The organism is Pseudoalteromonas nanhaiensis (assembly GCF_051235485.1).
Classification (GTDB): domain Bacteria; phylum Pseudomonadota; class Gammaproteobacteria; order Enterobacterales; family Alteromonadaceae; genus Pseudoalteromonas; species Pseudoalteromonas lipolytica_C.
Map to the genome: position 1 here is coordinate 1 of NZ_JBPNYQ010000007.1, position 20483 is coordinate 20483.

A 20483-nucleotide genomic window follows, 5' to 3' on the forward strand; every position below is an offset into this window, starting at 1 on the left:
CGTTGGGTCATTTTCACACCTTTGTTGTTGGACTAATTATCCTTCACAAAAGTGTGCGGTGCCATTAAATCAGATCACTATAAGTTGAGCGCCCCAGAACTGCCAAGTTGGCTTAATTTTAATCTTGCAACAGGTGAGCTAAGTGGTACACCCACTAATGATGATGTGGGTACTCATGCTGTTACTTTATTAGTAACTGATGCCGAAGGATTAACTGATACACAAACCTTTGTTATCACAGTTGCCGATGTTAACGATGAAGCAACCGGTGGTATTAGTATCAGTGGCGAGGCTAAACAAGGTCAAACCTTGCGTGTTGAGTCAACCATTGAAGACCCTGATGGCGTAGGTGAATTTACCTATCAATGGCTGCGCAATGGGGTATTAATTTCGGGTGCAACACTATCGGAGTACATGCTAACCGATGCTGATATCGGCGCGACGATAACGGTTGTAGTAACCTATGTTGATGGCAACGGTAATACTGAGACCTTTACATCGGGTGCAACCAGCCCTGTTATTATTGCAAACACTGCGCCTGTGGCTAACGGTGAACAACTTAGCACAAATGAAGACGAGAGCATCACCTTTACACTCAGCTATTTTGATGAAAATGGCGATGATCTGACATTCAACCTAGTGACACCGGTTAGTAATGGTACGTTAACGATGGATGCTAATAGTTTCACGTACCAGCCTAATGCTGACTTTTACGGTACTGACAGCTTTAGTTATCAAGTATCAGATGGAAAAGTAAGTTCAGAGCTTGCCACCGTTACTATCATAGTAAATCCAGTAAGTGATGCACCTATCTCTGTGCCGGATAGCTTTACGATTAATACTGACTTAAATGAGTTTGTGATTTTAGACGTGCTGGCAAATGATCGTGATGCAGATGGCGATGAGTTAACTATTCTCAATGCTACAGCCAGTGCAGGTGTTGTCCGGATTGTTGATAATAAGCTTGAGTATCTCGCACCTGTTGGAATGATTGGTGAAGTTGTAATCACTTACCAAATTAGAGATAGCAGTGGTGAAATAACCGAAGTGACTTTAGTTGTTTCGTTAGTCTCAACATCACAGAACATTACAATTACAGCGCCAGATGACAGAACAATTGCATCTGAGGGGTTATTCACAAAAGTAAACATGGGAACGGCGATTGCACTTGATTCTTTAGGTAATCCAGTGCGAGTAACAGCTAGCTCTAAAGGATTTTTTGCATCAGGTACCCATACCGTTGTGTGGACTGCTGGTGAAGGCAGTGACCAAGTTTCGGCAACTCAGCTGATCCATGTTGTACCCCAAGTCAACTTTAGTAAAGACCAAACAGCTACAGAAGGGACAACAGTGACGATTAAAGCCATTCTCAATGGTGATGCAGTAAGTTACCCTGTTATTGTTCCATACTCAGTGTCAGGCGATGCAACACAAGGGCTTGACCATGATTTAGTGGATGGAGAGTTTGTCTTTAACAAAGGACAGCGAGAGGCGCAACTTATTGTAAATTTAGCACAAGATGAGTTTGAAGAAGGCAGCGAAACAGTCGTAGTTAGCCTGTCTGATCCACAAAGTGCTGTAATTGGTCCTTTAGGTACACATACATTGACTATTGCAGAGGGTAATGTCGCGCCAAGCGTACAATTATTTGCAAGTCAAAACGGCCTTACTACACGAATAATAGATAAGCATGCTGGTGAAGTGACGATTAGTTCATTAGTGATCGATGCAAACTTAGCTGATACCCATAGTTATGATTGGAGTGTGTCGAGCGACAGTATTGTAGATATCGATCAGATTGACGATCAATTTAGCTTTGACCCTAGCAATGTGGAAAATGGTACTTATCAATTTACCATTGTTGCCAGTGATGGTGATAAAACAGGCTCAATGAAATTAGAATTAACAATTTTAGAGTCTGCACCGTTACTCACTTCAGAAGATACCGATTTTGACGGTATTAGTGATCTACAAGAAGGTTATGGTGACAGTGATAATGACGGTATTCCTGATTATATCGATTCAGTCTCTTTGGCGAAAAATGTGTTGCAAGAGAAGTTCAACGAAAGTGAGTTTTTCTTAATGGAAACAGAGCCAGGCTTGCAGCTTAGCCTAGGACATGTTGCCTTTGTTGCACACGGTACGCAAACGGGAATTACTGGAGAAGAAGTTGAGCAATTCGCAAGTAACAGTCAAAACAACGTTGTTGATGCAAGCTTTAACTATGAAAATGGTGTATTTGACTTCAATGTGACTGATATACCAGTGCCAGGGCAATCTGTGAGTATTGTTATGGCGCAATTTTCTCCGGTTCCGAGCAATGCGGTTTATCGCAAGTTGATGCCTATAGGTTGGACTGAGTTTGTCGTAGATAGTAAGAATAGTATCGCTTCAGCACCGGGTGTTGAGGGGTTCTGCCCACCACCTCGTGATGCACAATATGAAGAAGGCTTAAAAGAAGGCTACTGGTGTGTGCAATTGACTATCGAAGATGGTGGTCCTAATGATGCGGATGGACTAGTCAATCGTGCAATCGAAGACCCAAGTGGTTTAGCAACGTTAGCCGGCACAAATACTAAACCTGATGCGCAAAACGATACTGTTGTGGTTAAACGTAATACAGCTGCTTATCTTGATGTGTTATCAAATGATAGTGATGCTGATGGCGACTCATTGACCTTAACATCTGCCTCAGTTGATATTGGCCAAGTTAGTATTGCTAATAATCAATTGTATTTCACTCCACAAGCAGAGCATCTAGGAACGGCAAGCATTACCTATGCAATCTCTGATGGTCAAGGTGGTTCAAGCTACGCTAAGGTAAATGTTGATGTTGTTGAAAATAAAGCACCAAGTATTTCTCTCATCGTGGATGTAAGCACTGAGGATCAAAACCCAGTAACTGTAGACGTTTTAACAAATGTGTCAGATGAAGATAATAATTCATTCATTATTATTTTCGCATCGGCAAATAATGGTACGGTCATTATCAATGCTGATAACACCTTAACCTATACACCAAACGTTGGTTTTGAAGGGATCGATACGGTGACATTTACAGTATCAGACGGTGATGGTGGTACTGTTGAGGGGCAATTTAATGTTTTAGTGAACTCTAAAAAACGGGTAACTGTTGAGAGTAAAACACGTGGAGGTTCATTACCTCTAGGTTTAATTGTTTATCTCTTCTTATATACGCTTTATAGACGTTACTCGCAAAAAGTACGCCGTTAAAAAATAAAAAAGCCAAGCATTAGCTTGGCTTTTTTCATCTCTTTGATGAGATTAAGGTTGATAGTAAATCGGTGATTCAGGGCCAACAGGGAAGCCCAGTACAAATACCCATAAGTAGAATAACGCCACCCAACCAACAAAGAAGATCATACTGTACGGAAGCATGGTCGCAACCAATGTACCAATACCCATGTCTTTCTTATACTTAGTTGCAACAGCCAGTATCAAGCCAAAATAGCTCATCATTGGTGTAATAAGGTTAGTAACTGAGTCACCAATTCGATACGCCGCTTGAATAGTTTCTGGCGCGTAGCCAATTAGCATTAACATTGGCACGAAGATAGGTGCAGTTACAGCCCACTGCGCTGAAGAAGATCCCAAACTTAAGTTTACCAATGCACACATTAAAATGAATAGCACGAATACTTCTGGACCTGTTAGGTTTAGAGCTTGTAACAGAGCAGCGCCGTTAATCGCTAAAATTGTGCCTAGGTTAGTCCATTTAAAAAAGGCAACGAACTGCGCGGCAAAGAAAACCAGCACAATGTACATCCCCATCGAGCTCATGCTTTTACTCATGGCATCAATGACATCTTTATCGTTTTTCATAGTGCCAACAACACGGCCGTAAACAAAACCCGGAATACCGAAAGTAACAAAGATGAATACCACAATGCCTTTTAAAAATGGTGAGTGTGCAACAAGGCCTGTTTCTGGGTTACGCAAAATGCCGTCTTCAGGAACAATTGTCCATGCAAGTAATAATGATACCACTAACAGTGACACACCCGCCCACTTAAGGCCTGATTTTTCTTTATCGGTTAAACCTGCAATGTCATTTTTAGGTAAATCATTGCTTGCTTCATCTGGGTTGTATTTGCCAAGGCGTGGCTCAACGATTTTCTCGGTAACGAACGTGCCTAAAATGGCAATTAAAAATACTGAGATCATCATGAAATACCAGTTTGCTTCAGCGCCAACTTGGTAATTTGGATCAATCATTTGTGCTGCAGGTGTAGTAATACCAGCAAGAAGAGGGTCAATGGTGCCTAGCAATAGGTTGGCACTGTAACCGCCTGAAACACCTGCAAATGCTGCAGCAAGGCCCGCAAGTGGGTGGCGACCAAGGCTGTGGAATATCATGGCTGCTAGTGGAATCAGTACGACATAACCAAGCTCTGATGCTGTATTTGATAAAATCGCAGCAAATACCACCATGAAAGTAACTAGGCGTTTAGACGCGCCCATTACCATGCCTCGCATAGCTGCAGAAAGTAAACCTGAGTGCTCTGCAACACTCACACCTAATAAAGCAACCAGTACTGTGCCAAGTGGTGCAAAGCTTGTAAAGTTTGTAACAAGACCAGTGACGATACGCTGTAGGCCTTCGGCACTGAGCAGGCTGACAACTTCAATAACACCATCGGGGTCGCGTCCAGCAGCGCCTTCTGGGCGTGGGTCGATGGCACTTAAACCATACCAATCTGCAATGCCACTAAATACAATAATAGCAACACAAAACATTGCAAATAATGTGATTGGGTGGGGGAGCATATTACCCAAAAATTCAACGGTGGCTAAAAATCGGTTAAACAACCCATTATTGCCACCCTCATGGGTGTTGTGAGAGTTTATAGTTTTTGACATGTCCAGTTCTCGTTATTTCAAAATGGCGCTAACCTAGCATTTTTTACCGGACAGATCATGTTTTAGCGGTGGGAAATCTAATAGGTACGTTCCAATACGCCCTTATATAGCAAGGGATAGCGGCGCAAACGCTTACCAATGTAATCATCGGCTAGAATTTGCGCACAGATTTGCTCTACATCATTCGTTGCTTCAAACACCCAATCAAAACGCTCAATAGCAAGTAAAAAACCTCGTTTAAGAAACTGTTGCTCACGATAGTAGCTAAGATTGTCGCGAATAATATCTAGCTTACTTGGGTCATTTTTTAATTCATTAATAACCTGATTGATAAATGCAACTTGCTGCTTGGATTCAGCTTTTACCCGTCGTTTCATTACTTATTTATAGTTCCTGCTCTGCGATATAAAGCACTTTCTTCATAAAGTCTTCTTTGTTTTTTTCGTGTTGATAGTCAAGGTGATAGGTATTATGAAAACCAAAGCGAAGTAATACACCACTGCCTTTTAGATAGACTGTATATCCATCGATATCAGAAAAAGCGCAAATACCTTCGTAAAGCTTTCCATCTTCATGGTCTTCACCGTGTTGAATGATTTTTTCATACACAGAAAGAATTAATTTACCGTCTAGTTCATTTTTCATGATGACTCCTTTTTAATGTAGTACGTTGCATATCTATAAAAAGTTTAGTGCTATTTTTAATGTTTTGAGTGTTTCTATGGCTTAGTTTGCGATAAATCATTAAATCTGCATTTAGCCAGCAGATGTCGAAAATTTACAATATTTTGTCTTACCTTAAACTTAAAATTGGTTTTATTTGAGGGACGCACAATGAGTTATAAATTAATACTACTGATACTACTAACAGGCTTGTTGCTTGTAAGCCAAAGCATATCAGCAAATACAGCCCCCCTTGTTTTAGAAAATGAAACAGGGAAAATAGTCAAACTTGAAAGCTACTTAGGCAAAAAACCAGTTTACTTAAAGTTTTGGGCTACTTGGTGCAAGCCATGTATGGAGCAGATGCCGCATTTTCAGCATGCTTACGAACAGTATGGCGATAAAATTCAATTTGTAGCAATTAATATCGACCTCAATGATGATGCACACGCTGTTGCTAAGGTTAAAGAGCGTTTTTCACTTAGCATGCCATTATTTACCGATCATACAGGCCGGGTTGCTAAACATTATGAATTTATGGGCACCCCTTTTCATGTGTTAATTGATAGCGATGAAAAAGTTATTTTTCAAGGCCACGAAGCTGATAAGCCGCTTGATAACACGTTACGTTTGTTGTCACACAATGGTAAAGTTGAAAAAGTGCGATTACTAGGTGAAAAGCAAGGTAAAGCGGCTCCTTTGGTTATTCCGAATAAAGGCAAAAAAGCAGTGCTATTCACCGCAACATGGTGCGACTGGTACTTAGCTGACACTCGTCCTGCAATGGCAAAGCAGTGTGAATTAGCGCAGCAACATGTTAATCAGTTGGCAAAGCAAGGAATAGATGTCGAGGTTAAAGTGAGTCAGTTATGGACAGATCAAAGTGCAGTGCAAGAATATATTGATAAATTCTCTGTAACCATGCCAGTTTCAATCGATTATGGAAATGAGTTATTTATCGAAAATGGCATTAATTCGGTACCCAGTTTACTTCTTTACAACGATGGAAAAATAGTCTCAACACAGGCTAAATTTTAATAAAAACCGTGTGATTTTGCTTTGTAATTATGCAAATTTAGCCTATGCTCAAGGCTCATTACACAGTGAGCCTAGAGCATGATAGATAAGGCATTATTAGCAAAAACACGCGAGTTATCTGACCGATTAATCGCACTGCAAACACCCATTCGTATCCTTGATGCGATCAACTGGGATAAACAAATCAAAGAAGAGTTTTTTAAGCATAAATGCCAGAAAAACCCAACAGTTGATCAAGCCTATTACCAACAGCGTGACCTTGGCTTTGTACCAAGCGAACTGCGCCGTGCGTTTTCTGATTTAAATCGCGATATCATCAGCCAACTAGGGCAACTAAACCCGATTGCGCAATACATGAGCAAGATGTGTACTGAATATAAAACCGTACTTAGTATGATTGAGTATCGTGGTACCCCTGAATTTCATGATCTGTCTGTAGAGCTGTTCGGTCATCCTAAAGATTTATTCCATGCTGGAGAGCCGTCACTTTCAGAGCTTGCAACTATGCTTGAGCAGCCACTAAAGAGTATGCTTGATGCCGATATCTTGCCTGATGATCCAAAAAATATAGATGCAGAAGACGCGGTGAAAATTCTAGCAGCTCAAGTGTCTCAAACGATGCCAGGCATTGATGTTGAGGTCATTCTGAGTGATGGTATCGTCAGTGATGCCGCAGCTGGTGCAAATAATATTAAACTTAATCAAGATGTTAAGTTCTCTCAGCGTGAGCTTGATATTCTTGAAGTGCATGAAGGCTGGATCCATGTGGGTACGACGCAAAACGGTCTTGCTCAGCCATATTTAACCTGTTTAAGTAAAGGCACACCGAGCTCTACCGTCACCCAAGAAGGCCTTGCGGTGTTGACCGAAATTATTACCTTAAAGTCGACGCCACGACGTTTAGCAAAATTAGTGAACCGTATTCAAGGTATTACTAAGGTTATTGATGGCGCTGAGTTTGTTGATATTTATCGTGACTATGTAGCGCAAGGTTTGAGTAAAGACGACAGCTATACACTCACACAACGAGTGTTTAGAGGCAGTACAGCAACAGGCTTACCTTTTACCAAAGATATCGCCTATATCAAAGGTTTCGTGTTGGTGTATAACCTTATACGAGTTGCCATTCAGTTAGGTCGAATTGATCAATTGCACTTGTTATTGGTCGGTAAAATTTCGATTGATGATTTTAGACTGATATCACAATTGCATGATCTAGGTGTGATTGAAGACCCTAAATTTATTCCGCCACACTTTAAAGACTTACGAGGCCTAGCAACATGGCTGAGCTTTGGCCGTTTTATTGGTAACTTGTCGTTTGAGCAATTAGAAAACGATTACAAACCACTCTTTATTTAAGACCAACCTGCAATAAGACTTAATTAAGCGAATTGGTATAAAAAAATGCAGCTGGAATGAGCAGCTGCATTTTAAGAGTTAAAGCATGTTGCCTTACATGCTTTTAGTCGAGGAAACGATTAACCGGTGAGTGCGTCAACCTGTACTACATCATTCAACACGATAACTTCTGCACGTTTGAAGAAGTTAAAATCTGTTGCGGTTGCTAATGTGTAAGCACCCATCATACGGCTGATGATTAAATCACCATTGTTTAATTTTGGTAGCATGATTGACTCACTCACTACGTCGATGCTATCGCAAGTTGGGCCTGCTAACACTGACTCAACACGTTCGTTTGATTGTTTGAACGAGTCGATAGGGTACGAGGCTTCATCAAACAATAAACCACTGAATGAGCCGTAAATACCATCATCCAAGTAATACCAAGGTTTGCCATCACGTACCGCTTGACCCATTACCGATGCAACACTGGTTACAGCACTAGCAACAATAAAACGACCCGGTTCAGCAATTACGCGAACTGTCTCTGGTAACTGCGCTAAGGCATCATTAATCGGCGCACAAAATTCATCAATTGGCAGCACGTCTTTGTGATATGGCACTGGGAAACCACCGCCGATATCAAGCGTGCTAAGCGCAGGTAATCCTAATGCGGCTACATCGTTAATCACTTGGTTACATGCAGCAATGGCAGTGACATATTTAGTTGGACTCGCTGTTTGTGAACCAACATGGAACGACAGCCCTTTGATACGAATACCTAATTGTTGCGCGTAGCTAATAATCTCAATGGCCATTGCTGGGCTACAACCAAATTTTTTCGATAAATCAGCGAATGCTTCCGCATTACGAAAACTTAAGCGAACAAGTAACTCCACCTGGTCTTTGTATGCAATGAACTTTTCTAATTCATTGATGTTATCAACCACAAACACATTACAACCGTATTCAAGTGCATCACGGATATCACGATCACGTTTGATAGGGTGCGTGTGAATAGTACGATCACTTGGTACGCCTTGGCTGGCGACTAAGTCTACTTCACCGCTGGTTGCTAAATCAAAGCTGGCACCTTCTTCTAAAAGCGCACGAACAACCGCAGGATGAGGCAGTGGCTTTAATGCAAAGTGTAAAACAACGCCAGGTAAAGCACGGCTCAATGCACGGTATTGATGACGAACAGATTCACAATCTAGCACCATTAATGGCGCGCCATGTTGTGCAACAAGTTGCTCAATAAATTGGTTTGATGGTTGTGCAATTGATTCATTTGCAGCAACCGACGCTGCAGGTACTTTGATTGTTAAGTCTTGTGTAAGGGTTGAAATAGCCATTTTACTCTCCGGCAATTAAGCAACTGCCCGGAAAAAAATGGAAGTCCGAGTCAGTTGAGTGTTATTAAGCGCACAGTATGTTCTGTGCAATCAAATACACTCTTGGATAGTTGCTCTATCGCCTTGCTACAAACAGTGTTTGTAATGTACTCGGATTGGCTATCATCAAGAAGCGGCGTGATAATAGATCTGCTTTTTTATTTGCGCAATAAAAAATTTCAAAAACAGAAATATATTTTTAACCTGTTGATTTTTAATTAATTATAACGATTTAAATTTTTGATACTCTAGAGAAACAGATTTTATTAAACGAAAAAAATCCCCAAAAAAGGGGATTTTTTAATTATTGGTTTAGCTAACAAGCCGTTACTTATCGAGCATTGGTGCTCTCAAAAATTTTGTCGGCAGATGCTGCTACAAAGCCTGTGTAAAGCTCGCCATCTGGTTTTGCATAACGTAGTGCGAACTCATAAAAACAGCTTGGTACAGCCATTTTGCCATCGCTGAATTCCACTTCGCTGTCATCAGCAAGGGTTGAAGATTGCTCAAGCAATACCTCAGGCGAACCTTTGATTTCGCCGCCTGATGTATTCAATGCAAACCCAGCATCTTTAAGTGCTTGGTTAACACTTTCGATATCATCGAATTTTGCTAATTCATTGATGCTCACAGTAAAGTGATTAGCACGGTAACCCCACGCCGACATCCACGCTGCATATTCGCTTTCTGCTAACAGCTTTTTGTAAGTGTCTGAACTTACTTGCCAGTGCGTTCCAGAGTAAAGGAAGTTATCAGCTGTTACTGCACTTTCGTCAATCTGATCAACCATGTCGTTCACAATAGCTTGTAATTCTTCTGAGCATTGCTCAACAAGTAATTCAGAGATAAAAACTTTAGGTTGTTTAGGATCTGAATGTTCGAAGTGCTTTGCGTATAGTTTTTTCGCTTCGAAATGATACTCGCCGCATTCTTTGTAGCCAACAGCTAAAAAGTGCGCAGCTAGTTTTTCTAAACCGATTTTTTCGTGATTAAAAGTACGTAAAGCGATGTGATCGTTAATCACGTCATCTTTTTGTGTAGAGCCTAGTAGCTCGTGTACTTTTACTGCCGAAGGCGTAACTGATAAATAGTTTTCCCATAGATTTTCAAATAGGGCGTTTACATCTGTGTGCATGTTTAATTCCTTCAATTAAGGCGGCAAGGCCGCCAATCAATTATTCAATAATTAAGCCCGGCGCAAGGGTCTGTGGTAAGTTAACTTTATCGGCTTCAACAGAAGCAACAGGGTATGCACAGTAGTCAGCAGCATAATACGCGCTTGCTCTGTGGTTACCACTGGCACCAATACCACCAAACGGTGCAGCGCTTGATGCGCCTGTAATTGGTCGGTTCCAGTTAACGATACCGGCACGAATACGTTTTAAGAAATGCTGGTAGTCGTTGCTATCATCACTTAATAAACCTGCAGATAAACCAAACGAGGTGTTATTTGCTTCATTAATCGCGCTATCAAAATCTGTATAACGATATACCTTGATAAGAGGACCAAAATGCTCTTCATCTGGCATATCTTTGACAGCAGTAACATCAATAATACCTGGGCTTACAAAACCTGTGCCCGGCTCGAGATGCTTAAGCTCAACAAGAGATGTCGCTCCCATATCAAGTAACTGCTGCTGAGCTGCAACCATACCTAGTGCTGCTTTTTCGCTGATCATTGCACCCATAAATGGTTGATCTTCGCTGAAGCTGTCTGCCACTTTGATGTTTTTTGTTGCAGCAATTAATTTTTCTAAAATTGCATCACCATTTGCTGAGTTCTCAATAAATAAACGACGAGAACAGGTACAACGTTGGCCTGACGTAATGAAACCAGACTGAATAATGTCGTGAACAGCGGCACTTACATCTGCGACATCTTTTACGATCAGTGGGTTATTACCACCCATTTCCAGTGCTAAAATTTTACCTGGGTGACCTGCAAATTGTTTATGTAATAGGTGACCTGTATTTGAGCTACCCGTAAAGAATAAACCATCAATATCTTGGTGAGATGCAAGAGCAATACCTGTCTCTACTTCACCTTGAACAAGGTTGATGACACCGGCTGGTAAGCCTGCTTTTAGCCAAAGTTTTAAGGTGAACTCAGCAACATGAGGCGTTAGTTCTGATGGCTTAAATACAACCGTATTACCCGCTAAAATAGCAGGAACAATATGGCCATTTGGTAAATGACCTGGGAAGTTGTATGGGCCAAACACCGCAACAACACCATGTGGCTTGTGACGAATAAATGCTTTAGCACCCGGCATAGGGTTTTCTGTCGTACCCGTGCGCTCATGGTATGCCTTAATAGAGATAGCAATCTTACCCGTCATTGCACCTACTTCAGTACGTGTTTCCCAAAGTGGTTTTCCTGTTTCACGGGCGATAATAGTCGCAAACTCTTCGCTGTTTTCTTTAAGCTCGGCTGCAAAGTTTTCAAGAATAACAATACGATCTTCAAGGCTCATATCAGCCCAGCCAAGCTGTGCATTGCGGGCTGCTTTAATTGCATCAGCTACTTGTTCAGCGGTGGCGGTTTTACCTTGCCAAACAACCTCGCCATTACTTGGGTTGATTGAACTAAAATCATGACCAAGGCCAGCTTGCCATTGGTTATCTATAAGTTGAGTTGTTACACTCATTTTAAACTCCTTAAGTGGTTACAGACGGAAGAACCGTGCTGCATCCCCTTGTTTTAATTTAAGTGCTTCTGCCACTTCCTGGCTGACGATTAAGGTGTGCTTAGCGTGATTGTAATGAGCATGTTTAGTAAAAGTGGCTCTAAAGTCATTCACGCCTTGATTACAAATTGCCAGTGTGTCTGAGCATTTCTCATTGATATGATCAAGTTCACCTATAGTAATAGGGCATACTTGTGACTCTCGAACACTGCGAATATTACCAAGTTTTGCCTCTACAGTTGGTCCTGCATCGAATAGGTCGACGTAACCACGATGCTCAAACCCTTCTTTTTCTAAAAGTTTCAGTGCAGGTTTGGTTTTTTCATGAACCTGACCAATGACAGCTTGTGCTTTTTTGCTAAGCAGGTTGGCATAGATAGGGTACTTAGGCATTAACTCACTGATAAACACTTTATCGCCTAGGCCAACTAAGTGATCAGCTTGTGGAAATTCAATGCTAAAGAAGTGTTCTTGTAGCCATTGCCAAAAAGGTGAGTGACCGTCTTCATCACTTACACCTCGCATTTCTGCAATGATGGTATCGGCAAAACGCTCACTATGTTGCGCCATAAACAAAAAACGCGAACGTGATAAAAAGCGACCAGTTAAGCCTTTTCTGTTTTGCTCACGCAAAAACAATGTACAAATCTCAGAGCAACCGGTGTAATCATTACACATGCTCAAGATATCGACAGTATTATAAACATTTAGTGTAGGGGAGTGATGAACGGTTTTTCCTAAGTGATAATGGTACAAAGGAACCGACATACCCACAGCGGCTTCGATAGCTGTTGTGCCAATAACGTCACCGGTCTTGCTGTCTTCTAGTACAAATAAGTAGGTTTCGTCTTGTGGTTTATTTATATCTTTAGCAAAACTGCGTTCTGCGCGTTCGATTTTTTGTTGTAATAAATTATCATCGACTGGCAGTGAGGTAAAACCATGGCCTGACTCGATAGCAATTTGTTTCAACGCAGCAAAATCATTTGCTGTGATAGGACGTAATACTTGCATTAATTGCACTCCAATGGCGCACACTTAAAAGCATGCGCCAACTAGAATTAACCGTTTACAACGTCTGCAACCGCTTTTTCAAAGCGAGCTAAACCTTCTTTGATATCTTCAAGTGGGATCACTAAAGATGGCGTAAAGCGCACAACGTTTGTACCAGCAACAAGGCTCATTAAGCCATGCTTTGTGCTTGCAACTAAGAAATCACGTGCACGGCCTTCAAATTTACTATTTAGTGCTGCGCCTAATAAAAGACCTTTACCACGAACTTCACTAAATACATCATATTTGTTGTTGATTGCCGTTAAGCCTTCACGGAAAAGCTGTTCACGCTCTTTCACACCAGCAAGTACTTCTGCTGTATTTACGGTATCAAAAGCAGCTTCTGCTACAGCACATGCAAGTGGGTTACCACCGTAAGTAGAGCCATGTGTACCAACTTTTAGATGCTCTGCAATACTAGCTGTTGTGATCATCGCACCAATTGGGAAGCCACCGCCTAATGCTTTAGCTGTTGTAAGAATATCTGGAGTTACATTAGTACCTTGGTATGCGTATAAATCGCCTGTACGACCAACACCTGTTTGTACTTCATCAAAAATAAGTAAAGCATTGTGTTTATCACATAATGCACGTACACCTTCGATAAACTCGCTTGTAGGTGAAATAATACCGCCTTCACCTTGCAGAGGTTCCATCATCACTGCACATGTATTGTCACTGATAAGTGCTTCAAAAGCTGCTAAATCGTTATAATCACAGTGATCGATTGCAGCTGGCTTAGGACCAAAACCATCTGAGTAAGCGGCTTGACCACCTACGGTAACGGTAAAGAATGTACGACCGTGGAAGCCCTTGTTGAACGCGATGATTTGATTTTTTTGCTCGCCGTGTACATCTAATGCCCAGCGACGCGCTAATTTTAATGCTGCTTCGTTAGCCTCTGCGCCTGAGTTTGCAAAGTACACTTTATCTGCAAACGTTGCGTCTGTTAATTTTTTAGCTAAGCGCAGTGCAGGCTCATTGGTCATTACGTTTGATAAGTGCCAAATTTTTTCGCCTTGCTCTTTTAGGGCATTGACAAGAGCTGGATGACAATGACCTAAACAGTTAACGGCAATACCACCTGCAAAATCGATAAATTCTTTACCGTCTTGATCCCAAACACGCGAGCCTTGACCTTTTACAGGGATCACTTCTGATGGGTTGTAGTTTGGTACCATTACGTCGTTAAAAAGTTCTCTTGTTACTTGCATTTGTTGCACCTAAATCTGGCTTAGTATGAAAAAAGTATATTGCGAAAATTAGATCAGTTAAGCCGTTCCTGCCTAATTAAGCACGATGAGATTATTTTTCTTATCTATTTTTCTTATTATCTTGGTTAGGAACTTAAATTTGCAGTGCTATTTTGTGAAAAATGACTAAAATAAAAAGCAAATTAACGATGAAAGTGAACAAAGTGATAACTCCTCAAGATGAAAAGCTCTTATCTATCTTAAGAACTAATGCCCGCGCTAGTATTTCAGACTTAGCTAGAGCGCTTAATCTCTCTCGCTCAACAGTACAAAGTCGTATGTTAAAACTAGAAGAGTCAGGTGTAATAAAAGGCTACAGCGTTGATTATGGAGATGCCTACTTGAACCAAATGGTGTCAGCGCATGTTTCAATCAAGGTTAAACAGAAACTCACCACTAAAACTAACATAGAGCTAAAGCAGATAGATGCTATTTCACAGCTCTATGCAATTAGCGGTGAATTTGATTTGATTGCTGTTGTACAAGCCCAAAACCTTGAAAAGCTGAGCCACCTTTTAGATGACATTGGTAACTTAGATGGTGTTGAGCGTACGACCTCGTCGGTGATTTTAGAGACAAAATTTAAGCGTTAATTGTTTAGCAAGTAAAAATGCGCTTATTGTCTATAATAAAATTAATTTATTAGTTGTTTAGGCTGATATTAATGCTTGCTTCTTTTTTGCTTTCTCTCACTGTGGCTCAACCGCTTCAGATAGGAACGAATCTGCCAATTAACGTACCTCATAATGCAATAAGTCATGTTGAATGTATATTTAAGCAAATCAATGTGCCATTTAAGTTACATAAGCTACCTTGGCTCAGAGCAAAAAGGGAAGTGCAGTTAAATCGGCTCGATGGTTACTTTACCGCAAACCTGTTATCGCAAATGCAAGAGTATGGTGAACTTTCTGCACCTATGTATTTAGAAAATTGGTACTGGTTTACCCATGCAGATTCAGCGACGATCGCTGAAGAAGACCTTCGTTATGGGGTTGTTAGGGGAAGCCATCAGGCTGACTGGTATCAACTAAGCAATAAAAATATTGAAGTAGAAGTTAACACCACACATGAACTACTGAAAGTATTTAAAAAGCAGCGTATAGACAGAATTTTGCTTGATTTAGAAGAATTTGAATACAACGCTGTGCAACTGCAAATAAAACCTGACGAGTACGCGCAGGCATTTTACCGCTATGTTCCACTTGGCTTATTTGCGGCAAATAAAACGCTCAAGGAGTTTCCTGAGTTTTTAAACATATTTAATAGCTACATAAGTAGCTGTTCACAAAACCCCTTCATATTGTCAAAAATTGAAAAACTAACATTAGTGAAAGTGCTCCTAGAAAAAATACAGCATTTAGCAAGCTCAGAACAGGTGCAACAAGCGGTAATAAAAAGTAATGAAGAGCCAATTGAAATCAAACAGTTAGAGCAGATTGATCAGCAGTGGGCTAAGCAAGTTATTGACAATAAACCAATACTTGCAGAGCGCTTTCTCAAACTTGAGGGTTCACAATTCTTACAAGTGTGGCAAAAGCAAATGCAAGGCCTAATTACAGAAATAATCGTCACCGATAAACAAGGCAAGAATGTCATAATCAGTGAAGTCACAACCGATTATTGGCAGGGTGATGAAGCTAAGTTTTTAAATATGTATTTGCAAGATGATGACTACTACATTGACACGGTTGAGTTTGATGAGTCGACTAAGCACTTTCAGGTGCAGTTTAGTGTACCCATATTGGATGATGAAAATCAGCACATTGGTGTGCTGATTTTGGGAATCGATATTGAAAAGGCACTTTCAAATAAAGTAAGTAGCCCTTAGTGATTAGGTTTAGGCGCTTTTCGGATGACTTTTTTCTCAACCTTATCAAGTTCAATCACATAAGCGTTGCCACCAATACCTTTAAATTCTTCATCAGTGAAAACAATCGTATTGTCATCATAAAAAGTAATCGCTTCTTTTTGGGTCACGATACCTAAATCTATAAGCGAAACGTCGCCAGAGAAAAACTTATCACCTTGAAAATTCTCAAATAGCCAGATGCTAGTTGAATCTAACAGTACTAACTTGGAGCGGTCTGGGCTAAGTGCTGCAGAAGTGATCCAACAGAGTTTTTCCATGGTGGTGCAGGTTTTAAATGAGTCAATTAGCTCTGCATCAAAATTAGCGGCATGATCGCCTACTTTATATACTTTGGTGATACCATCAAATGGTTCTGTTCTGTTTTTAGTGAATAAATAGAGGTGACGACCGAGAGCTACAAACGCTTCCAAATCAAAGTTTCTTTGATCTGGAGTAATGGGGTTACCATCCATTTCTGGATAGGTGAACTTGATAATTTCGGCTTCAGTGGTGTCGCCTTTGATATCAATAGGGTTTTCGATTTTATAAATGGTTAACCACTTTCTATCATTGTTATTATTGCCGAAGTCGCCTAAAAAAAAATGACCAAATTTATTTTGTGTCATATCTTCCCAATCAATGTTTTTGGCATTTGTCACTAAGATTTCTTTAGCAATAGAGCCATCTTTATTGAGCCGATAGAGCTTCGGTTGGTCACCACTGTCGTTAATAGCCCATAGCCGTTTATATTTATCAAATTCAATTCCTGAAATTTCTTTCACTTTAGGGTCAACAGTTAAACGCTTTTTACTGTAAAGCGTGTAAATTGAAGAGGCTACAAAAATTCCCATCAACGTGATGGAAAACAGTAATATAGATAATAGGCTTTTTTTTAACATTTAAGGCACATATTTGGAAAAGTACACGCTATTATAGTCATAACGATAATTACTGTATATTCCAAACACCAGTGCCTGTTACAGACATAAAGTTTAAGTTGTCTTGTAAAACTTTATGGCCTACATAAACGGATGATTCAGGGTGGCTAACTAAATAGCCTTGCACACTTCTTATGCCCAGCGATTTGACAAGCTCAAACTGGCTGTGATCTTCAACACCTTCAGCAACAATTTTTAATCCAAGTTTTTGCCCTAATTCACTCAACGTATGTAATATCTGGTTATATTTAGGATTTTGATCAGCCTGTGAGACAAACATTCTATCGAGTTTAATAACATCAATTGGTAATTCAGCCAATGTACTCAATGAGCTAAATCCTGTACCAAAATCGTCAATTGCAATAGTGACGCCTTCTTCACGCAAGCGCTCTAGAGAATGAATGATTTTATTACTAGCTTTTATCAGCGTAGACTCTGTGATTTCAAGCATCAGTGCTGTTGCTGGTAGACCTGTTTTAGCTAGTTTTTCTGTGATGAATTTATAAATATCAAGATGCTTTAATTGCACACCAGAGATATTTACTGAAATTTTAACCTTCTTTAAGCCTGCGTTATGCCATGCTGACATTTGTCGACACGATTCAAGCATTATCCAATCACCCAAATCTAAGATTAGGTTTGATTCTTCAGCGATTGGTATAAATTCGTCAGGAGCAATAGAGCCCTCAGCTGGATGATCCCAACGGATCAGCGCTTCAAAGTAATCTATCGCGCAATCCTCAACATGTACGATGGGTTGAAAAGACAAATGAAAGCTTTCACTTGCGATTGCTAAACGCATTTCTTCAAGTAAATAGTGGTAACGGCGGATCTTTTTACCCATTTCAGGTGAATAAACTTTGAAAATACCGCGCCCATCTGTTTTAGCGCGGTACATAGCAACATCGGCCATCTGTAATAAAGATTGCGGTGTAGCCGCACTATCAGGGTAAACGGCAATACCAATACTTGCACTAATTTTTATTAACTTATTACCAAGAACAAAATCACGTTCAATCTCTCTCAACACATTTTGAGCAACTTCAACTGTTTTTTGTTGATCTAGTTGTTGGCTTATAAATATTGAAAACTCATCACCACCTAAACGAGCTAAGTTTTGTTCAAGCTGACTTTTAGGAGACAAATTTATTAATTTATGATGACGTAATACACTGCTTAAACGGGCTGCAACTTGAATGAGCACTTCATCCCCAAAGCTGTGCCCAAATGAGTCATTAACTTGCTTAAAGCCATCTAAATCTATGAATAATAAAGAACATCTGAGTTTGTTATTTTCGGCTATTTGTAATTGTTCTGCGAGGTATTCAATATAAGCATGGCGGTCGAGTAATAAGGTGAGTTTGTCTTGATGAATACTCACTTCAGATTCTCTCGTATAGGTCGTTATATGCGAGCTAAGTGCTTGAACATTTTTTTTAAGTTGAATAATAGGTTTAACTGTAGGCTCAGATGGCACATGGACAACATTTAAGTTTTCTAATAGCTCTGTCGTTTGCTTATTTAGCTCCTTTAACAAATACTTTTCACTACTTGATTGCTTTTTTCTTGTAACTACCAGGCTTATTGCTAATGCAAGCAGAAGAAAAACAATAATATTAACAGGTGATAAAAGTGTTAGTTTGATAAGTTTATTCGCCTCAATTGCATTAATTGCAACTGGGGTTGCTTGAATTACGACAAATTGAGAGTCATCAGCGAGAAACGTTTTCTGACCATATAGTATCACATTGTACCAAGGCGATGGCTCAACATTTAACAACGCTCGCTCAAATGTTCTCAATTCTGCAGTATTAATATTGAATTGTATATCATTAACTTGCTTGGTTAACAGTATGTTACAGCCATAACAAAAAGCCATTACGGTTATTATGGTTATGCACGTTATACGAAAAGATTTGGTCATAGATTACTACCGTTTTGGTGTTAATGTTTTACTATAAAACTCACCAGCTTAATGCCTTGAGTATATTGCTTGTAAATTTAATTAACAAAGCCTTTCTTGTCTAATGGAACAATGGGTGTAAGTAAATGTGAAATTTCACATTGTTTAGTATATTTGCTCTAACTTTTTCCTTCTCAAATAATTCTTCTATTGTTGCTAATTGCTGAATTGTGTCGCAGCAGAGTAAGCGTATTATCGAGCAGATATTCTAGTTTAGCGCATTTGAGGTGATGATTTCTTTGTGCATGATCAATTTATTTATAATAACAATATGTATGATAATTTTCTCTTTGTGGTTGTTTTTGTATAAAAGTTGCGTTTTTGGTGGTTTTTAAGGTTTCAAGTGTTTACAGATTAGTGAGAGAACTGGTTTTAAACTGTAGGGAAAAATCATTAGCTTGTTGCATAGATTTGGAAAGTTCTTTTCAAAAGGGACTGCATGTAAGTCTAAAATTTACGCTTTTCTACTTATTGTCTTCGTTTTATTGCTGAGATATTTTTTAAAAAATGTAAATTGTATCGTCAGCTTATATAGTGGTCTTTTTATTCTATATATTTGTTTGCAATATAATAAGGTGATGCTGTTTTTATTGTGTTTATTTAACCTAAAAATATAAGTAAAAATAAAGGTTAAGTTTTCGTTGCTGTTGAATGTGTGTTTTTATTTTAGAAATTAACTACTCATGCAGTTTGTTGTATTTATTCTTGTTGTATTAAGTGTGATGTTGTATTTAGTGTTTTTACTCTAAATAAGCTTCAAATTTATTCACTTTACCAAAGTCCGCAAGTTAACTACTTTTACAATGCTTTAAAAGCAACACCTAAAAAACATATTGAAATTAAACTATATTTTATAGCCAACTTGGTTCAGTTATTGCTCATAACAAGTTAGCAAGATGATGGGTGTTAAGATAGTTTGTTTTTTGCTCTTTTTTGGTGCAAAAAATAAGCTGATGCACTGTCATAATGCGTAAACATAGGTTTGATTTACTAAGTTCACTTATTTTCATAAGTATCTAGATAAATAAACCTTAAACGCACAGTTTCGCGCAGTAAGTTGTTAAAAGCGGTACTGTGACAAGGATAAATTTACCAATTGGTTGATTGGAGCCCACTATGTTAAGTAAACGTTTTTTTAAGACTAAAGACGAAACAGAAGTTACCTTTGAGTTTAAGCGTCCCGATGCAGATGACGTGCAGTTAGTTGCAGAATTTACAGATTGGCAACCAGTGCCAATGAAATTCAATAAAAAAGAACAAGTGTTTAAATGTAAACAACGCCTACCACTTGATAAAGAATTTCATTTTCGTTATCTAATTAATGGTCAAGAGTGGGATAACGACCACCAGGCTGATGGCTATATTCCAAATGAATTTGGAACAGATAATAGTATTGTTAATACCCAACGCGTTTAGGTGAGTT

At 39.6% G+C, this 20483-nt stretch carries 16 protein-coding genes; 6 read left to right on the plus strand and 10 right to left on the minus strand.

Features of this window, described 5'->3' with window-relative positions; all coding sequences use genetic code 11:
- Positions 1-84 precede the first annotated feature (84 nt).
- The gene (locus ACSFVZ_RS08405; RefSeq protein WP_435558604.1) at positions 85-3234 is read left to right on the plus strand and encodes an Ig-like domain-containing protein; all 3150 of its coding nucleotides are present in this window, start codon (positions 85-87) and stop codon (positions 3232-3234) included.
- 51 nt (positions 3235-3285) lie between these two features.
- On the opposite strand, the gene ACSFVZ_RS08410 is transcribed toward ACSFVZ_RS08405, so the two are convergent.
- From ACSFVZ_RS08410 to ACSFVZ_RS08420, 3 genes are all read right to left on the minus strand, one after another.
- Positions 3286-4881 carry an AbgT family transporter gene (locus ACSFVZ_RS08410; protein WP_135926342.1) on the minus strand — a complete coding sequence of 532 codons (1596 nt, stop codon included), beginning with the start codon at positions 4879-4881 and terminating at the stop codon, positions 3286-3288.
- Positions 4882-4958: 77 nt separating this feature from the next.
- A complete protein-coding gene (locus ACSFVZ_RS08415; RefSeq protein WP_138557731.1) occupies positions 4959-5258 on the minus strand; it encodes a hypothetical protein in 300 nt (99 codons plus the stop codon).
- 7 nt (positions 5259-5265) lie between these two features.
- Entirely contained in the window at positions 5266-5526 is a 261-nt protein-coding gene (locus ACSFVZ_RS08420; protein WP_135926344.1) for a DUF3081 domain-containing protein, read from the minus strand.
- Positions 5527-5715: 189 nt separating this feature from the next.
- Here ACSFVZ_RS08420 and ACSFVZ_RS08425 point away from each other — a divergent pair, with 189 nt between their 5' ends.
- Both ACSFVZ_RS08425 and ACSFVZ_RS08430 read left to right on the plus strand, forming a co-directional pair.
- Entirely contained in the window at positions 5716-6582 is an 867-nt protein-coding gene (locus ACSFVZ_RS08425) for a TlpA family protein disulfide reductase (protein ID WP_328247986.1), read from the plus strand.
- 78 nt (positions 6583-6660) lie between these two features.
- Complete coding sequence (locus tag ACSFVZ_RS08430) at positions 6661-7941, plus strand: flavohemoglobin expression-modulating QEGLA motif protein (protein ID WP_135926346.1); 1281 nt, start codon at positions 6661-6663, stop codon at positions 7939-7941.
- 119 nt (positions 7942-8060) lie between these two features.
- Here ACSFVZ_RS08430 and ACSFVZ_RS08435 read toward each other — a convergent pair whose 3' ends face one another.
- From ACSFVZ_RS08435 to ACSFVZ_RS08455, 5 genes are all read right to left on the minus strand, one after another.
- Positions 8061-9278 (minus strand): type III PLP-dependent enzyme, encoded by a 1218-nt coding sequence (locus tag ACSFVZ_RS08435; protein WP_235383414.1) that lies wholly within the window; start codon positions 9276-9278, stop codon positions 8061-8063.
- A 370-nt stretch (positions 9279-9648) separates the two neighbouring features.
- Entirely contained in the window at positions 9649-10452 is an 804-nt protein-coding gene (locus tag ACSFVZ_RS08440) for a DUF1338 domain-containing protein (RefSeq protein ID WP_135926348.1), read from the minus strand.
- 40 nt (positions 10453-10492) lie between these two features.
- Positions 10493-11965: a succinylglutamate-semialdehyde dehydrogenase gene (gene astD, locus ACSFVZ_RS08445; RefSeq protein WP_235383415.1), complete on the minus strand. Its 1473-nt coding sequence runs from the start codon at positions 11963-11965 to the stop codon at positions 10493-10495.
- Between the two features lie 18 nt (positions 11966-11983).
- The gene (gene astA / locus ACSFVZ_RS08450; RefSeq protein ID WP_135926350.1) at positions 11984-13018 is read right to left on the minus strand and encodes an arginine N-succinyltransferase; all 1035 of its coding nucleotides are present in this window, start codon (positions 13016-13018) and stop codon (positions 11984-11986) included.
- 47 nt (positions 13019-13065) lie between these two features.
- The gene (locus ACSFVZ_RS08455; RefSeq protein WP_135926351.1) at positions 13066-14271 is read right to left on the minus strand and encodes an aspartate aminotransferase family protein; all 1206 of its coding nucleotides are present in this window, start codon (positions 14269-14271) and stop codon (positions 13066-13068) included.
- A 203-nt stretch (positions 14272-14474) separates the two neighbouring features.
- On the opposite strand from ACSFVZ_RS08455, the gene ACSFVZ_RS08460 reads away from it, so the two are divergent.
- Both ACSFVZ_RS08460 and ACSFVZ_RS08465 read left to right on the plus strand, forming a co-directional pair.
- Positions 14475-14903, plus strand: coding sequence for an Lrp/AsnC family transcriptional regulator (locus ACSFVZ_RS08460; protein WP_135926352.1), 429 nt, complete (start codon positions 14475-14477; stop codon positions 14901-14903).
- 71 nt (positions 14904-14974) lie between these two features.
- Positions 14975-16138, plus strand: coding sequence for a cellulose-binding family II protein (locus tag ACSFVZ_RS08465; RefSeq protein WP_235383416.1), 1164 nt, complete (start codon positions 14975-14977; stop codon positions 16136-16138).
- On the opposite strand, the gene ACSFVZ_RS08470 is transcribed toward ACSFVZ_RS08465, so the two are convergent.
- Together ACSFVZ_RS08470 and ACSFVZ_RS08475 are read right to left on the minus strand one after the other, a co-directional pair.
- Positions 16135-17058: a hypothetical protein gene (locus ACSFVZ_RS08470; RefSeq protein ID WP_199527766.1), complete on the minus strand. Its 924-nt coding sequence runs from the start codon at positions 17056-17058 to the stop codon at positions 16135-16137. The two genes, ACSFVZ_RS08465 and ACSFVZ_RS08470, sit on opposite strands and share 4 nt — an antisense overlap.
- Positions 17059-17107: 49 nt before the next feature.
- A complete protein-coding gene (locus ACSFVZ_RS08475; RefSeq protein ID WP_235383417.1) occupies positions 17108-18976 on the minus strand; it encodes a putative bifunctional diguanylate cyclase/phosphodiesterase in 1869 nt (622 codons plus the stop codon).
- A 1200-nt stretch (positions 18977-20176) separates the two neighbouring features.
- On the opposite strand from ACSFVZ_RS08475, the gene ACSFVZ_RS08480 reads away from it, so the two are divergent.
- Positions 20177-20476 carry an isoamylase early set domain-containing protein gene (locus tag ACSFVZ_RS08480; protein WP_135926356.1) on the plus strand — a complete coding sequence of 100 codons (300 nt, stop codon included), beginning with the start codon at positions 20177-20179 and terminating at the stop codon, positions 20474-20476.
- Positions 20477-20483: the final 7 nt, after the last annotated feature.

Coding starts and splice junctions, on each gene's coding strand:
- ACSFVZ_RS08410 (WP_135926342.1), bottom strand. CDS start 4,881: ATGTCAAAAACTATAAACTCTCACAACACCCATGAGGGTGGCAATAAT.
- ACSFVZ_RS08415 (WP_138557731.1), bottom strand. CDS start 5,258: ATGAAACGACGGGTAAAAGCTGAATCCAAGCAGCAAGTTGCATTTATC.
- ACSFVZ_RS08420 (WP_135926344.1), bottom strand. CDS start 5,526: ATGAAAAATGAACTAGACGGTAAATTAATTCTTTCTGTGTATGAAAAA.
- ACSFVZ_RS08425 (WP_328247986.1), top strand. CDS start 5,716: ATGAGTTATAAATTAATACTACTGATACTACTAACAGGCTTGTTGCTT.
- ACSFVZ_RS08430 (WP_135926346.1), top strand. CDS start 6,661: ATGATAGATAAGGCATTATTAGCAAAAACACGCGAGTTATCTGACCGA.
- ACSFVZ_RS08435 (WP_235383414.1), bottom strand. CDS start 9,278: ATGGCTATTTCAACCCTTACACAAGACTTAACAATCAAAGTACCTGCA.
- ACSFVZ_RS08440 (WP_135926348.1), bottom strand. CDS start 10,452: ATGCACACAGATGTAAACGCCCTATTTGAAAATCTATGGGAAAACTAT.
- astD (WP_235383415.1), bottom strand. CDS start 11,965: ATGAGTGTAACAACTCAACTTATAGATAACCAATGGCAAGCTGGCCTT.
- astA (WP_135926350.1), bottom strand. CDS start 13,018: ATGCAAGTATTACGTCCTATCACAGCAAATGATTTTGCTGCGTTGAAA.
- ACSFVZ_RS08455 (WP_135926351.1), bottom strand. CDS start 14,271: ATGCAAGTAACAAGAGAACTTTTTAACGACGTAATGGTACCAAACTAC.
- ACSFVZ_RS08465 (WP_235383416.1), top strand. CDS start 14,975: ATGCTTGCTTCTTTTTTGCTTTCTCTCACTGTGGCTCAACCGCTTCAG.
- ACSFVZ_RS08470 (WP_199527766.1), bottom strand. CDS start 17,058: ATGTTAAAAAAAAGCCTATTATCTATATTACTGTTTTCCATCACGTTG.
- ACSFVZ_RS08475 (WP_235383417.1), bottom strand. CDS start 18,976: ATGGCTTTTTGTTATGGCTGTAACATACTGTTAACCAAGCAAGTTAAT.
- ACSFVZ_RS08480 (WP_135926356.1), top strand. CDS start 20,177: ATGTTAAGTAAACGTTTTTTTAAGACTAAAGACGAAACAGAAGTTACC.